Genomic DNA, 15,815 nt, shown 5'->3' with positions numbered 1-15,815 from the left:
AATGGGCTGCGGCGGGCCACGCGGGACATGGGGAGGATCGGTGTCAGGGTCGATAGGGACCACCGGAGCGACCGGGCCCACCGAGGACGCGGAAGCGTTCGCGGAGTTGCTGCTGAGGCTCAAGGAACGCTCGGGGCTGAGCTACGGGGCGCTTGCCAAGCGGCTGGGCATGAGCACTTCGACGCTGCACCGTTACTGCAACGGCAGCGCGGTGCCGACCGACTACGCGCCGGTCGAGCGGCTCGCCCGGGTTTGCCGGGCGACCCGCGAGGAGCAGGTCGAGCTGCACCGGAGGTGGATTCTGGCGGATGCGGCGCGGGCACGCAGGAGGCCGGGTCCGAACGGAACAGAGCCGGAGGGAACGGGGCCGAGCGGGGCGGGGCCGAGCGGGGCGGGGCCGGGCGGAACGGCGCCGGGCGGGGCTGGACCGGAGAGAACGGCGTCGGCATCCACTGGCAGCGAACTCCGCAAACCAGGCGAAAGCGATGAACCAGACGTCGGCAGCGTCGCTCCGTCCGCCCCCGCACACCCCCGCCGACGCCGCACCACGCTCATCGCCCCCGTCGCCGCGGCCGCCGCTCTGGGAGCCGTCGCGCTCGCCGCGATTCTGCCGTCCTTCAGAGGCGACGACGGCTACCGGAGGGCCGGGGACATCACCGTGGGCACCCTCTCCGGCACGGAGGACGACGGAACCCCGGCCGACACAAGCCCGGCCGCCTCCGACTCCGCTTCTCCATCCCAGCCCGAGAAGAAGGGCAAACCCTCGGCGTCGGCGTCCGCCGCCCACAACAGCGGGGTCACCACCGAGCAGGCCGAGGCGGCACCAATCAAGGTCACCACCCGGCCCTACGTCTACAAGGACCCGTGCAACCAGCACTTCCTCGTCGACAGCGAGCCCGAACAGGTCGGTCCGCCCGTCACCGAGCAGGACGCGCCCCGCTGGGCCGCCGCGTACGGCGCGGTCCCCTCGAGGGATCAGCGCGTCGCCCTCTCCGTACAGGGCACCGGGAAGGACACGGTCGTCCTGGAGGCGCTGCATGTACGCATCGTCTCGAAGGACGCCCCACTCGCCTGGAACGACTACTCGATGGGCGTCGTCTGCGGCGGTGGCGGCGCCGCCGTCAAGAGCGAGTCCTTTGACATCGACCTCGACGACGGCAGCCCCCAGGTCACCGTCAAGAACGGCCAGCGCGACTTCCCGTACAAGGTCAGCGAGTCCGACCCGCAGGTCTTCTACGTCACCGCCCACACCAACGCGCACGATGTCCGCTGGGACCTCTCCCTGGACTGGTCCAGCGGCGACCGCCACGGCACCGTGCGCATCGACAACAAAGGCACCCCGTTCCGCACCAGCGCCCGCCGCCCCGGCTACACCTACCAGCCGGACAGCAGCGAGTGGATCAAGCCGGAGAGCTAGGGCGCGGCCGGCACGACCATCCGGTGGGTGCCGGGCGGGGCCTGGTACAAGGCGCCGGCCGGGTGCGCCCCAGCGTCATCGGCCGGGGTCTCCCCCACGACCACGACGTTCCAGGGCAGTTCGCTCTCGGTCTCGATGACTGTCTCGCCGCCCGAACGCCGGACGGTGAAGACCGCGGCGGCCGCAGAGCCTGACCGTGCGGGGATGGTGGTGACGGTCACGGCGCCGTCGGCCCCGCCCGGGTACACATGGAGGGTCACACCGTCCGCCCACTCGGATCGCGGGCCGTCGTCCACCGCGCCGAAGGGGACCACCGAGCCCGGCCGGGCCAGCAGCGGCAGCGTATGGAAACCATGCCGCTCGCGCCTCCAGCCCGGACCGCTGACCCGCTCGCCGGTGAGCACATTGGTCCAGATGCCCTCTGGTACGTAGTACTCGACCGTGCCGTCTTCGCTGAAGACGGGGGCCACCAGCAGATCGGCGCCGAGCATGTACTGCCGGTCGAGCGCGTGGGTGCCCGGGTCCTCGGGGAATTCCAGCAGCATGGCCCGCATCACCGGTGTGCCGGACTCCTTGGCCTCGACCGCCGCGTGGAAGAGATACGGCATCAGCCGGTGCTTCAGCCGGGTGAAGTCACGGGTGACCTCGACCGCCTCCTCGCCGTAGTCCCACGGCACCCGGTAGGACTTGCTGCCGTGCAGCCGACTGTGCGAGGAGAGCAGGCCGAACTGCACCCAGCGCTTGAAGACGGCCGGCGGCGGGGTGCCCTCGAATCCGCCGATGTCATGGCTCCAGAAGCCGAAGCCGGACAGGCCGAGGGACAGGCCGCCGCGCAGCGACTCGGCCATCGCCTCGAACGTCGACTCGCAGTCGCCACCCCAGTGGACCGGCATGCGCTGGCCGCCGGCGGTGGCGGAACGGGCGAAGAGCACCGCCTCGCCCTCACCGCGCTCTTCGACCAGCAGGTCGAAGACCGTCTCGTTGTAGAGCTGGGTGTAGTAGTTGTGCATCCGCTCCGGGTCCGAGCCGTCGAACCAGACGACGTCTTCGGTCGGCACCCGCTCTCCGAAATCGGTTTTGAAGGCGTCCACTCCCTGGCCGAGGAGGTGTCGCAGCTTGGCGGCGTACCACTCGCGAGCGGCGGGGTTGGTGAAGTCCACCATGCCCATCCCGGCCTGCCACTTGTCCCACTGCCAGACGTCACCGTCCGCCCGCTTCAGCAGATAGCCGGCCGCCATGCCCTCGGCGAACAGATGAGACTTCTGCGCGATGTACGGATTGATCCAGACGCAGACGCGCAGCCCCCGCTCCTTCAACCGGGACAGCATCCCTTCGGGATCCGGGAAGACCGCCGGGTCCCAGACGAAGTCGGACCACTGGTACTCCCGCATCCAGAAGCAGTCGAAGTGGAAGACGCTGAGCGGGATGTCCCGCTCGGCCATGCCCGCCACGAACCGGGCCACCGTCTCCTCGTCGTAGGAGGTGGTGAAGGAGGTCGACAGCCACAGCCCGAACGACCAGTCCGGTGGCAGCGCGGGCCGGCCGGTGAGACCCGTGTAGCGGCGCAGAACGTCCTTCGGGGCGGGTCCGGCGATGACGAAGAACTCGAGGGACTGGTCCTCCACGCTGAACTGGACCCGGCCGACGTTCTCGGAGCCGATCTCGTAGGAAACGTTGCCCGGGTGGTTGACGAAAACACCGTAACCACGGTTGCTCAGGTGAAACGGCACGTTCTTGTAAGCCTGTTCACTGCTGGTGCCACCGTCGGCCTGCCAGATGTCGACGCTCTGGCCGTTCTTGGTGAACGGGGTGAAGCGCTCGCCGAGGCCGTACACGGTCTCGCCGACGCCGAGCGACATCTTCGCCAGCATGTGGTGGCGGTCGTCGGCGTCGGTGACAAAGCCCATGTCGCGGGGGCCGAGCGAGGTGATGACCTTGCCGTCGGAGACAAACCTGAGGTTGCAGGAGCCCTCGGTGTCGGCTTTGAGGGACAGCGCGCCCGAAACGAGCTCGACCGCCGAGCCTTCGCGTACGGTCTTCGCATGCCCACCGTCCGGGTCGGCGGTGAGGGTGAACGCCGGGGTTCGCGGGCGCCTGCCGCCGTGGTGCCACAGCCGTACGCCGATGACGCCCTCGGCGGGTGACCACGCCTCCACGGTCACCAGCGGACCGTTGAGCGTGTCGCCGCGGTGCCGGATGCGGGTGACCGGCGCGTAGAGGGTGAAACGGTCGTCGGCGACGTCCACGTCGGCGACGGAGGTGGCATAGCGGGCCGTCACGCCCGGCCGCAGCTGCCAATAGCCGTCGGTGAACTTCATTTCAGTGCTCCTGCGTGGACGCGCGGTTGACGGTGATCAGCTCACGGAACCAGTGGTAACTGTCCTTGGGCGTACGTTCCTGGGTCTCGTAGTCGACCCGTACGATCCCGAAGCGCTGACCGTAGCCCCGGGCCCACTCGAAGTTGTCAAGGAGCGACCAGCAGTAGTAGCCGCGGACGTCCACTCCCGCGTCGATGGCGGCGGACACGGCCGCCAGGTGGTCGCGCAGGTAGGCGACCCGGTCGGTGTCCCGCACGGCTCCGTCCGGCGAGACGGTGTCGGCCTCGGCGGAACCGTTTTCCGTGATGTAGACGGGTGGCAGGTTCGGGTACCGCGCGGCCAGGTCCACCAGCAACTCGGTGAAGGCCGCGGGGACGACGGGCCAGCCCATGGTGGTGTGCCGGGTGCCGTACGGGTCGCTCTCGGCGACCCGGATGTCCATCGCGGTACGCCGAGACGCGTGGGCCTCCGCGTACGGTGCGTCGGAGACGGTCAGCGGGCGGTAGAAGTTCAGCCCCACGAAATCCAGTGGTGTGCCGATGGTGTCCAGGTCACCGTCGCGCCGGTACGAGCCGTCGGCCAGCTCGCCCCAGGTTTCCGACTCACCGGTGGGATACCGGCCGTTGAACAGAGGCTCCGTCCAGACCTCGTTGTGCAGCGTCTCGGCGCGGCGCAGCGCGGCCAGGTCGGCCGGGGAGGAACTGGCCGCGTGAATACGGTCGAGATTCAGTGTGATGCCGATCTGGGAGGCGCCGGCCTCGCGCAGCACCCGCACCGCGTTCCCATGAGCGAGCAGCAGGTGGTGCGCGGCGGCCAGGGCTCCGGTGCCTTCGCGGGCGCCGGGAGCGTGCCGTCCTTCCGCGTATCCCACGAAGGCGGAGCAGAAGGGCTCGTTGAGGGTGATCCACCGGCCCACCCGGTCGCCCAGTCGCTCCACCACCAGCCGGGTGTACTCGGCGAAGGCTTCGGCGGTCTCCCGGACCCGCCAGCCACCCCGTTCCTCCAGCGCCTGCGGCAGGTCCCAGTGGTAGAGCGTGACGGCCGGGGAGACACCGGCTTCGAGGAGCGCGTCGGTGAGCCGGTCGTAGAAGTCCAGCCCCTTCGCATTGGCCGGGCCGGTGCCCCGCGGCTGGATCCGCGGCCAGGCCACGGAGAAGCGGTAGGAGTCGACACCGAGCCGGCGCAGCAGTTCGACGTCCTCCCGGTAGCGGTGGTAGTGGTCGCATGCGGTGTCACCGGTGGCACCGCCCTGGGTGCGGCCGGGAGTGTGGCTGAAGGTGTCCCAGATCGACGGTCCGCGGCCGTCCTCGTCGTGCGCGCCCTCGATCTGGTAGCTCGCGGTCGCGGTCCCGAAGACGAAGCCGGGTGGGAGGACGGGAAACCGCGCGGTGTCCGGTGCCTGAGGGGAGGTGCTGCTCATGCTGTATTGCGGACCTTCCGGGTGTTGAGAGGTGTGCGTACTACTTGACCGAACCGCCGGTGATGCCCGCGGCGACGTACTTCTGGGCCAGTATCAGCAGGATCGCCGCCGGGACGGCGGAGACGACGGCCGTGGCCATGACCGCGCCCCAGTCGCTGACGTGGGCGCCGATGTACTCGTACATGCTGAGGGTGATCGGCTTGACGTCGTCCGTCGTGTTGAGCGTCAGCGCGAACATGAAGTCGGACCAGGCGAAGAGGAAGGTGAAGAGCCCGGCCGTGATGAGCGAGTTACGGCTGATCGGGAGCACGATGCGGACGAAGGCGGTGAAGCGGTTCGCACCGTCGACCATCGCCGCTTCCACGATCTCCTTCGGGATCGACACCATGAACGCCCTCAGCAGCACGATGGAGAACGGCAGTCCGAGCGAGGCGTCGGCCAGGATCAGCCCGGGGAGCGAGTTGACCAGGTGCAGATCGACATAGGCGCTGTAGAGCGCGTTGGCGATCACGATGCCGGGCACCATCTGGGTGATCAGGGTGCCGAACACGATGGACCGGCCGCCCCGCACACCGAGCTGGGCCAGGCCGTAGGCGGCGGGCGCCGCCATCGCGAGACAGACGACTACCGCGCCGAGCGCGACGACCAGGCTGGTCACGAGCGAGCCGCCCTGGCTGTCCAGCGCCCGCTCGAAGTTCGACCAGCCGGGCGAGGTGGGGAACCAGCTGGTCGAGGCGAGACTTTCGCCCGGCTGAAGGGCGATGTTGAGCATCCAGTACAGGGGGAAGAGCAGAATGGCCAGAACGACCAGCGCGATGACGGTGTTACTCCACCGTCGCACAGTGCGGGCGGACATGGCGATCACTTCCCCTGACCGAAGTCGGACCGGTTGGCCCGGAGATAGAACACGGCGAACACCGCGCTGATGAGGATGAGGACGTTGCCGACCACGGCGCCCTGCCCGAAGTCGAGTTGTTGGAAAGACAGTTGGTAGGTGGCGGTGCCCAGAGTCTGCGTGGAGTCGGCCGGCCCGCCGCCGGTCAGCGCGAGGATCAGGTCCAGGATCTTGATCGTCGACATGAAACCGAGGACCAGGACCACCGTGATCACCGGCCGCAACTGCGGCAGCGTGATGCTGCGGAACGTACGCCAGGGACCGGCGCCGTCGAGCGAGGCGGCCTCGTACATCTCACGTGGGATCTCCTGGAGCCCACCGTAGAGGATCACCATGTTGAACGGGATGCCGACCCAGATGTTGACCAGGATCGCCGACAGCAGGGCGACGCTCGGACTGCTCAGCCAGGGCACCGGCTCCGAGGTGAGGTGCAGGTTCATCAGCAGGGTGTTGAGCACCCCGGTGTCCTGGTCGAGGAGTTTCCGCCAGACGACCGACGAGACGACCATCGGGATGAGCCACGGAAGCAGCAGCACCGCACGGGCGAAGCCGGACAGCCGGAACCGGCGGGAGAAGAACACGGCCAGCGCCAGGCCCAGCACGAACTGGCCGAACAGTGACCCCAGCGTGAAGAGGGCCGTGTGCCAGAGAGATTTGGTGAACAGCTCATTGCCGAACACCGCGGTCCAGTTGTCGAGGCCGTTGAACGGTGCCTCGCCGGTGAAGAAGGTACGCGGTGTGTAGTGCTGGAAGCTCATGACGACGTTGCGTACGAGCGGATACCCGAAGAAGGCCAGCATGTAGAGCACGGCGGGCGCCACGAAGAGCCAGCGTGTCAGCGCGGCGCGGGACGCTCGCCGGCCCGGGACCGCGGGGCTCGCCGCCGCGGACTTGGCGGGCACGGCAGTGGTGGTACTCATGAAGGCTCCTCACTCTCCGCCGGCCGTGGCCTGCGACTGGGCACGCTTCAGCGCCGCTTCGGGCGAGGAACTGCCGGTCAGAACAGACTGGAAGGCGCCCGCCAGGGCGTTGGAGACGGCCGGCCAGCGGGCGCCGACCTTGGCGGTACGGGAACGGGCGGTGGCGACTGTGTCGGCGAAGCCCGCGAGCTTCGGGTTGTCGGCCTTGTACTCGGCGGCGGCGGAGGCCCTGGTGGGGATGTTGTTCACGCCCGCACCCCAGCCCACCTGGTTCTTGCGCTCGTTGAGGCAGTTGAGGATCTTGGCCGCGGTGGCCTGGCGCCCGGTGTCGCCGGTGCGGGGCAGGGTCATCACGGTTCCGCCCATCGGCGCCACCGGAGCCTTGCCGGCCTCGGGCACCGGGATGGTGGTGACCGCCCAGTGCAGGGACTTGTGCTGGCTGAGCACGGGAACCTGCCAAGGGCCGTTGACCATCATGGCCGTCCGGCCCGCGATGAACTGATCGTTGACGTCCTGCTGGTTCCAGGTGACCACGGCACTTGACGCGGACCGGTCTTTGACCAGGTCCTTCCACAGCTGGACCGCCTTTTCGCCCTTGCCGTTGTCGATGTGGGCCTCGTCGCCGCCCGCGGACCAGAAGAAGGGAAGGAACTGGTACACCCCGTCGGCGTCGGGTGTCGCGCTGAAAGCCATCCCGAACGTCTTGCCCCGGGTGAGCTTCTTGGCCGCCACCTTCAGCTCGTCCCATGTGGTGGGCGGCGCCACCCCCGCCTCCTTCAGCACATCCGTGTTGTAGAACAGCGCCAGGGTGTTGACCGAGCGGGCGATGCCGTACGCGGTGCCCTTGAAACTCCCCATGCTCACCGCCCCTGGCGAGAGCCCGTCCACCCTCACGCCCGCTGTCTTCAGCGGGACCAGGCCACCGGTGTCGGCGAACTGCGGCAGCTCCGATCCGTCCAGCTCCAGGATGTCGGTCATCGAGTGCGACGACGCCATCCGCAGCGCCTTGGTCGCCACTTGGGCGGCGGGAACACTGGTCTGCTCGACCTTCACCCCCAGGGGTTTGGCACACCGGTCGAAGAACTTCTGCTGCTGGTCGTGTTCATGCTGGTCCGTGGCGGAGTTCAGCACCGTGATGGTGTTGGGGTCGGCCTCCTGCGCGCATCCGGTGAGGCCGGCCGAGGCCACAAGGAGGGGCAGGAGCAGGACCGGCGCCGGCGGGCGGCGGCGAAGCAATGGCATGTGGGTGTCTCTCGGTTCGGGCAGCGGCTCTGGCTCCGGCTCCGGCTCTGGTTCTGCGAGGAGACGGGGGTCGTACGAGGTCGGTGTTCCGCGGTGGCCAGTGCGCCGGAACATCGCGTCGAATCGATTCGACGAAGTGGACTGCAGTGATGTTAAGGGCAGGTATCCGATGGCGACAAGAGTCTCAGGAGAGGAAAACAGCCACGGCTGCGCCGGGCGGGCCCACGGGATCCGGCGAGGCAGGCCCGCAGGGAAGGCCTGCGGAGTTCAGCCCCGCGGGGCGGTGAGCGGCGCGTCCCCCGGCAGCAGGGCCGGGGCGATCAGCAGATGCCCGACGGCGTCGGCGAGCAGCCGGGGACCGGCCTCCGCATCCCCCGCGGCGGTCTCGTGCAGTGCCGTGGCCGCGGCCACGGCGAGCCGGGTCACCTCGCCGGCCAGCGTTTCCACCGGCAGTTCGACACGAGGCAGCCGACGGCCGGCCGGGTCTCCGGGCAGGGCACCGATCACCACGACGGTGAGATCCTCGGGTATACGGAGCCCGGCATCGGTCACGGACGTCAGGATGTGGTGATGCGCGGAGGGGTGCTGCACGATCAGCGCGGTCGGCCGCCCGCCAGCCCCGCCGTCCGCGCGCTCCGCGAGCAGCACCCGGAGCCGGCGGGCCAGCCCGGCCGGATCGTTCACCGCATGGGCCACCGTGACGGCGGCGCCGGTGCCCCGGGCGCCACGGGTCGCTCCGGCGATACCCCGGAGCGCGTAACTGCGCCTGGCAACCACTTCCGCCTTGGTGGGCGCGAGGTAGACCATCTCGCGGTGTCCCGCGGCGGCCAGCTCGGACACCACCAGGGCGGCGGCCTCCTCCCAGTCCAGGTCGGTCCACGGCAGGGCGTCCTCGTCGGCCGGCCGCCCGATGAGCGCGGCGGGAAAGGCCAGCTCCCGCACGACATCGATCCGGGCGTCCTCCATATCGACGGCCATCAGCACCGCCGCGTCGGCGAGGCCGCTCAGCGCCACCCGGCGCAGCCCCTCGGCCTTGTCCTGGGACGTGGTGAGCAGCAGGTCGTAGCCGAGTCTCACGGCCGCGTCGCTGATCTCGATCGCGAAAGGGCCGTCCACAGCGTTCCGCCGGCCGGCCGGTCGGGGCAGAGCGAGCGCGATCACATGGGTGCGGCTGGAGCGCAGGGTCCGGGCGCTGGCCCGCGGGTGATACCCGAGCGCGTCCACGGCCTCCTGCACACGTCGGCGCGTCTCATCGGAAATGGGCCGGGAGCCGTTGAACACGTAGGAGACGGTGCTCGGCGCGACCCCTGCGTGCTGGGCGACATCCCTGATGGTTGGCAACCTCGACCCCTCGGTGATGCGGGCACGACGACGAAAGGCCCGAGCGGCAAACCCCATCATATATGCGACGCCTCACCTGCATAAATGCGACGGCTGCCGACACCGCGAAGTCAGACCACTCAGACCACGGAGAGCCGCAGATCTGTCACATACCAGCGGCCTTCCCTGACGCCAACCTCGATCCTGACAACGACCTCGTCCTCCTCCACTCCGGTGGAGTTCGACAGGACGATGGCCTTCAGCGTCTGACCGTCCACGGTGATCTGCTCACCGTCGACCGTCGCCTTCTTGTCCGTGACCGGGACCTCGGCGACCTTCACCGTCGGGGGATTCTTCGGCTGGTCGGGGGTGAACGCGGTGTGCACGCGGTGGACTTGTTCCTTCATCTCCTTTGCCTCCTCCCCGTTGCCCGAGCACATCTCCGCGGTGTTGGGCGTCGGGGGAGCCCCGTCCATGCCCGGGTTCGCCATGGCCAGGCATGCCTCCTTGGCACGGTCCTGGACGACCGCGGTGACCCACGTGGCCACCGCCCCCCGCGCCGAGGACTGATCGCCGGCACCGGACTGCCCCTTCTGGGACGGGGTGGCATCGGCGGTCGAGGCCGAGCCCTTGGTGTCCGTTGCCTTCGTCGAGTCCGTCTTCGTCGAGTCCGTCGAACACCCCGTGAGGACTGACACCGCGGCCATCACACAAAAGCCGGCGATCCAGCCGACAGCAGTCTTCTTCGACCTGATCATTTTCACTGCGCTCATGCTTCCCTAACCCTGGGGATTCAGCGGAATGGCGGCGGATCTGATGCTCCGACATCAGAAAGACGCCGTTGACCTGCGAGGATGCGAGTGTCTACATCGAATCCGTTACAGAGGGCAGGCCTTGCTGGTGGTCGAGAGTAACAGGGTGGGACCGTCGGCTGTCCGCGGTGGCCGACGGGACGATGCCGGTCGGGCTCATATCCGCGATCGGGCTGCTGTAGGACCTCTCACCTGCACTTATTGCTTCGACACTGTCCGGTGACGCTCATATTCCACAACATTGACGCTGTGGTTCAAGCGTGCGCCGCGCCACCCTCCTTAGGCTGCGCCGAGACCCGTAGTAACGGGGGTTGCCGGGAGTAACGGGGGTTGCTCCGGGCCCCTCGCATACCTCGCCTGACAGCCGCCACCACAAGGAACACCTGATGAAGCACGTCTCTCCGCCAAGATCCACAGTGGGCCCCTTCCCCCGCGAAGAGGCAGTTCGTCTCCATGACGGTGCCCGCTTCGCTGCCCGCCATCGGCGGTGACAGCGATCCAGGCCCCGCCGCGCAACCTGGGCGAGCCGTACTCCGGCCGCCCGTCAGTACATCGGGGGGTACCTCGGCAGCCGTTCGCGGTGTGCCAGGAGGTGAGCGAACAGCATGAATTCAAGTCACGAACAGACCAGGCGATACGCCATACTCGGTCCGGTCGAGGTCCTGCACGGTGAGACGCCGCTGGATCTGGGGCCACGGCAGCGCCGGGTACTGCTCACGCGCTTGCTGATCGAGGACGGTCGGCCCATCTCGCTGCCACAGCTGTGCCGGGATCTGTGGCAGGGAGACCAGCCTGCGGCGGCGGCCTCCTCCGTACGCGCGCACATCAGCAGGCTGCGCTCGGTACTCGACCCGGTGCGCCAGGGCCGGTCCACCGTGCTGGTGAACGGACCGGCCGGCTACGCCCTGAAGGTGCCCCGTGAGGCCCAGGACACCGTACTCTTCGAACAGTCCCTGGCCAGGGCTCGCGAGTTGCTGCGAAGCAATCAGTTCGCCTCGGCTCACACGGAGTTGGAATCCGCGCTCGGACTGTGGCGTGGTGATGCCCTCGGTGAGTCCGCCGAGTATGCCTTCGCGGCGCGTGAGGCGGCACGGCTCGCCGCCGCCCACCACGATGCCAGAGAGCTGCAGGCTGCCATCCTCATCGAACTGGGCGATCTGGAGCGGGCGGTCGGCATCGCCGAAGATCTCGTCGTCAAGGCCCCGCTCCGCGAGGCATCCTGGGCGCTGCTGATGCGCTCGCTGTACAAGATGGGCCGGTCGGTCGAGGCGCTGCATCAGTACGGGCGGTTCCGCACCTTGCTGGCCAAGAAACTCGGTCTGGACCCCAGCCCCGGGCTGAACGACCTGCACACCGCCATCCTGCGGCATGACACCGCGGTCCTCGGTAGCCCCCGTCACTCCCGCTCCGCCACCACCCTGTCCCCTGGTCCTGGCGTCACCGCGGAACCGCTGGTGGGCCGGACGGCGGAGACCGCCCATCTGACCGCCGTCCTCCAGACCGCGGCGGCGGGCCGCACCCAGTGGGTCGTACTCTCCGGTGAGCCGGGGTCCGGAAAGACCCGGCTGCTGGACGAGATGTCGGCGCAGGCGGAGGCCGCCGGGTTCACCGTCACCCGGGCCGTCGGGGGACAGACGCTGAGCGAGAGCGAGGAGATCTCGGTGGTGTGCCCCGCCACTCAACTCCTGGACGGCCTGCGCCAGGAAGGTGCCGGAACACCGACGCACGACGGTACCGGCGGGGGGCAGCTCACCGCGCTCCTGCGGGAGCTGAAGCAACAGCCCACCGTGTGTGTGATCGATGATCTGGACTGGGCCACACCGGACTTCCACGCCCTGCTGCGCCGGCTCGCCATCGTACTGCGGGGCGCCCGCGTCGCCGTCGTCTGCGCCCTGAGGAACGCCGATGACCCCATGGCCAGCGGGCTGCTCGCGGAGCTGGCCCGGCACGGCGCCACCAGGCTGCATCTGGAGCCGCTGTCGGTGGCCGACGTGGCCGAACTGCTCACCACCCGCGGGGAAAGCGCCTCGCCCGATGAGGCATCGCCGTTGCACCGGCGCAGCGAGGGCAATCCCTTCACCCTCGGCGAGCTGTTGAAGCTCCCGCCCGACCGGCGCAGCGGACCCTCGGCGCGGGTACCGGCCTCGGTGCGCAGCGTCGTACAGGCACGGCTGGCGGAACTGCCGGCCGCGGCCAGAACCATGCTCACCTACGCCGCAGCCGACGGCGAAACGCTGGACATCGGTCTGCTCGCCGATGTGCGGGGCATGGCACGGGACCGGCTGCTGCCGCTGGCCGACGCCGCCGTCACCGCCCGCGTCCTGGTCTGGGACGCCGGCCCCGATGAGCACTCCACGGGCCGTTACCGCTTTCCCGAACTGCCCCGGGAGGTGGTGCTGTCCACTCTCACGCCCTCTTCCAGACATCTGCTGCACGCCGCGCTCGCCCATGAGCTGGCCGGCAGGGGCGGTGCCGACCCGGTGCGGGTGGCCCGCCATCTGCGCGCGGCGGGCCCGATGGCCCAGGTTGCGCAACCCGGCCGGGACCGCAGTCCGGCGCCGGACCAAGGGTGCTGACGCGTTCCCTCATCCCGTCACCAACCCCACCCCCGCCGCCGGACCCGTGTCCGTGGCCAGAGGAGAAGTACATGTCCGATCCGCACAAGGCCACCGGTGAGCCCGCCACCACCGGCGAAGGGTCCGCCACCGCCTCCGGCGACGCCGCGAGCGTCGAGGCACATCTCACCGGCAACGACGCCCCCACCGTTCACCTCGCCGGATCCGCGTCCGGGTCCGCTCGGCCCGGGACCGGCAGGACCACCGACCGGGACGCGTCCGCCAACGAGGAGGTGAGGATCGCGAGCGCCGTCGAGGAAGTCACCGCCATCCCGCGGGGGGCCCCGCGAAGCGGCCTGGCCGCCCGTCCCACCTCCAGGCCGAGGACCGCTGTCGACAGCGACGGCGTGCAGACGCCGAGGACATCCGAGACCTCGGCGGCCCAGAGCGACGGCGAGGCCGAAGCCGCGACCAGCGCGGAACCGGCGGGCGACGCACGGGCCAGTGGCGGCATCCGCGGCTGGGCGTCCCGCCTGGGCAGGGACTCGGTGGCGACGGCGGCCGCCGATGGGAGGGCGGACGGTGTCGGCGCGACGGCCACCGCCGCGGCGGGTTCCGGTCCCGATTTCCCCGACCCGGACGGGGATTCCCCTGGCCGCCCCAAGAAGCCCGTGCTCGCCGGTGCGGCCATGGCGGGGGCCATCCTCATCGCCGTACCGCTGCTGGTCATGGCCACCGGCAAGGACGATGACGACAAGAGCGAGAAGGTGAACTCCGCCCGCTCCGCCGACACCGTTCTGGACGATGACGGCTCCAAGTCGGGTGCGTTCGTCGCCGAGTCACCGACTCCTTCGCCCAAGAAGTCAAAGTCCGGCAAGGAGAAGGAGACACCGAAGAAGACCGCCTCCCCCGCGGCGGAGAAGGCGGCCGCGAAACCAACCCCCAGCCCCTCGCACTCGGCGAAGGCCACGAAGAAGAAGCACACGGCGTCCAAGAAGGCGACAGCCGCCGGCAACCTCCCGTCCGTGCTGACCCGTGTGCTGATCAAGAACAACACCAACGGCACCTGCGTCGACATCCCCGGCTTGGGCAGTGGCCCCGTCAACGGCCCCGTCCACCAGTCGGACTGCACCAACAGTTCCGCCGACAACCAGGTGTGGAACCTGGAGAAGAAGTACGACAGCGCCGGTCCCGGCGGGGCGCCCCTCTTCCTGATCCGCAATAACGTGGACTCCCACTGCCTGGATCTGCCCGGGTACGGCAGCGTCGGCAACGCCACGAAGGTGCAGGAGTCCATCTGCGACGGCACGACCGCCGACAACCAGCTGTGGTGGCTGGACGAGCGGGCGGAGGGCAAGTTCTGGATCCGCAACCTCGCCAATGACAACCAGTGCCTGGACTCGTACGAGCGGGACAGCGACATCCGTGACCTGATCATCTGGCCCTGCGCACAGGAAAACCTGAACAACCACGAGTGGATCTTCACCCGCGGGTGAACCGCCACCAGTGAGCTCGCTCTTATGGCCCCGGCGGTTTCTTCCGCCGGGGCCACTGCCGTGACATCAGGTAACTTTCCCCAGCCCGAAGCCGCCCCCGCCCGCCGCCTCGAACCGCTCCAGATCGGCCTTGCTCGACCGCAGCGCACTCACCTCGACAAGCTGCGCCACCGGCGCGGAGGAGCTGAGGAACAGCACCTCCTTCCCCTCAGGCATCCGGTCCAGGAGATCGGGCACCGACATGACCTCGTGTGGGGGCAGCTTGTCCTCCTCCAGCTCCGGTGACGCCGAGAAGACCGGCACCGCGGATGTTCCATCAGGCGCCTCGGTGACGGCCGGCTCGCCCTTCTCGTCGAGGCAGACGGCCACTTCGGCGTCCGCGAGCGCCAGCGCAAACTGGTCCTCCGAGCCGTAGCCGGTGGCGACCAGCTGCACGGCGGCGTCCGCCGGGCTGACCGGCCGGGCCCAGCCGTAGGCGTCGGGTGAGGGACGGTACTCCCCTGGAGCCGATCCCGGTCGGTGCCCACGGCCCCGTCGGTGGTGGGATCGGCCGAGCCCAGCTCCGCCCACCGGCCCGCTGCCACGGCCCGATCCCAGACCTCGCGCGCCATCACCCCAAGCTGCTCGTTGGCGGCTCGGTGGTCGCCCAGGTACCGCCCGAGCCGTTCATCGAAGCGCTTCGCCTCTTCCTTGTACCGGATGCGGGCCAGGGCCCAGCCCGGCGCCCGTCGCTCCCCGAGCCGGCGCCGTACGGACAACGGCGCGGAGGACACCGCATCCACCACCCTGCGCAATCGCTCCTGGCTCTGGCCGGTGGTGTCGCCCGGCCCGTGCGGAGGTCCGGCGAGGTAGCGGTCACCATCGCGGACGAGAAGGGCGGACACCGCGCCCTCGGCTTCTGTGCCCTCGGCCGGGCCACCGTGGAACGCCGTCTCCCCGTCCGGACCCACCACGGCCACCCGCGCGCCGAGCCCGGAGGCGGCCGTCGCCACGAGCAGGTCCATCGGCAGCTCCGCGTCCTCGGTCGCGACGAGAACTACAGCACCGACGAACTGCTCACCATCATGGAACGGCACGCCGAGGAGTCCGGCTACACCTGCCCGGCGGCCACCTCAAAGGCGCTGCACACCCACATCGACGCCATTCCGCGCGACCGCTCCTTCGGTAACGCGCGGCTGGCCCGGCAGCTGCTGGAGACGATGATCACCCACCAGGCCCGGCGGCTGACGGCGCTGCGCCAACCGAGCGTGGACGATCTGCGGACGCTGCTGCCGGAGGACCTGCCGACTGCCGGGCCGGGCCTGCGCGGATGAGGAGGACGAGGGCCAGGGCGAGGCGGGGCAGCTCTGGCCCCACGGTCAGGGATGCCGGAGGCGAGTTGACGCCATAGACGCGCGACGACAGGATTGTTGACCGGTCA

Annotated in this window: 11 protein-coding genes and 1 pseudogene; 4 read left to right on the top strand and 8 right to left on the bottom strand. The window is 69.4% G+C overall.

Going from position 1 to position 15,815, the window contains the following annotated elements; genetic code table 11:
* Position 1: 1 nt before the first annotated feature.
* Positions 2–1,417 carry a helix-turn-helix domain-containing protein gene (locus ACH4U7_RS11095; RefSeq protein WP_398527674.1) on the top strand — a complete coding sequence of 472 codons (1,416 nt, stop codon included), beginning with the start codon at positions 2–4 and terminating at the stop codon, positions 1,415–1,417.
* Here ACH4U7_RS11095 and yicI read toward each other — a convergent pair.
* From yicI to ACH4U7_RS11060, 7 genes are all read right to left on the bottom strand, one after another.
* Complete coding sequence (yicI, locus tag ACH4U7_RS11090) at positions 1,414–3,735, bottom strand: alpha-xylosidase (protein WP_398527673.1); 2,322 nt, start codon at positions 3,733–3,735, stop codon at positions 1,414–1,416. The two genes, ACH4U7_RS11095 and yicI, sit on opposite strands and share 4 nt — an antisense overlap.
* 1 nt (position 3,736) lies before the next feature.
* Complete coding sequence (locus ACH4U7_RS11085) at positions 3,737–5,155, bottom strand: GH1 family beta-glucosidase (protein ID WP_398527672.1); 1,419 nt, start codon at positions 5,153–5,155, stop codon at positions 3,737–3,739.
* Positions 5,156–5,195: 40 nt separating this feature from the next.
* Positions 5,196–6,011 carry a carbohydrate ABC transporter permease gene (locus ACH4U7_RS11080; protein WP_385617937.1) on the bottom strand — a complete coding sequence of 272 codons (816 nt, stop codon included), beginning with the start codon at positions 6,009–6,011 and terminating at the stop codon, positions 5,196–5,198.
* Positions 6,012–6,016: 5 nt separating this feature from the next.
* A complete protein-coding gene (locus ACH4U7_RS11075) occupies positions 6,017–6,970 on the bottom strand; it encodes a carbohydrate ABC transporter permease (RefSeq protein ID WP_398527671.1) in 954 nt (317 codons plus the stop codon).
* A gap of 9 nt (positions 6,971–6,979) precedes the next feature.
* Positions 6,980–8,212 (bottom strand): ABC transporter substrate-binding protein, encoded by a 1,233-nt coding sequence (locus ACH4U7_RS11070; protein WP_398527670.1) that lies wholly within the window; start codon positions 8,210–8,212, stop codon positions 6,980–6,982.
* A gap of 267 nt (positions 8,213–8,479) precedes the next feature.
* Complete coding sequence (locus tag ACH4U7_RS11065; RefSeq protein WP_398527669.1) at positions 8,480–9,553, bottom strand: LacI family DNA-binding transcriptional regulator; 1,074 nt, start codon at positions 9,551–9,553, stop codon at positions 8,480–8,482.
* A 119-nt stretch (positions 9,554–9,672) separates the two neighbouring features.
* The gene (locus ACH4U7_RS11060) at positions 9,673–10,305 is read right to left on the bottom strand and encodes a hypothetical protein (protein ID WP_398527668.1); all 633 of its coding nucleotides are present in this window, start codon (positions 10,303–10,305) and stop codon (positions 9,673–9,675) included.
* Between the two features lie 644 nt (positions 10,306–10,949).
* On the opposite strand from ACH4U7_RS11060, the gene ACH4U7_RS11055 reads away from it, so the two are divergent.
* On the top strand, positions 10,950–12,920 hold the full coding sequence (locus ACH4U7_RS11055; RefSeq protein WP_398527667.1) for a BTAD domain-containing putative transcriptional regulator: 1,971 nt from the start codon (positions 10,950–10,952) through the stop codon (positions 12,918–12,920).
* 71 nt (positions 12,921–12,991) lie between these two features.
* A complete protein-coding gene (locus ACH4U7_RS11050; protein ID WP_398527666.1) occupies positions 12,992–14,395 on the top strand; it encodes an RICIN domain-containing protein in 1,404 nt (467 codons plus the stop codon).
* Positions 14,396–14,461: 66 nt separating this feature from the next.
* Here ACH4U7_RS11050 and ACH4U7_RS11045 read toward each other — a convergent pair whose 3' ends face one another.
* A complete protein-coding gene (locus tag ACH4U7_RS11045; protein WP_398527665.1) occupies positions 14,462–14,965 on the bottom strand; it encodes a type VII secretion system-associated protein in 504 nt (167 codons plus the stop codon).
* Positions 14,966–15,426: 461 nt separating this feature from the next.
* Here ACH4U7_RS11045 and ACH4U7_RS11040 point away from each other — a divergent pair.
* A pseudogene (locus ACH4U7_RS11040) lies at positions 15,427–15,708 on the top strand (hypothetical protein); the annotation flags it as partial.
* Positions 15,709–15,815 lie beyond the last annotated feature (107 nt).

Source organism: Streptomyces sp. NPDC020845, assembly GCF_044334165.1.
Classification (GTDB): Bacteria; Actinomycetota; Actinomycetes; order Streptomycetales; family Streptomycetaceae; genus Streptomyces.
Note: the sequence above shows the minus strand (reverse complement) of the source record. Positions and strands in the feature narration are given on the sequence as shown.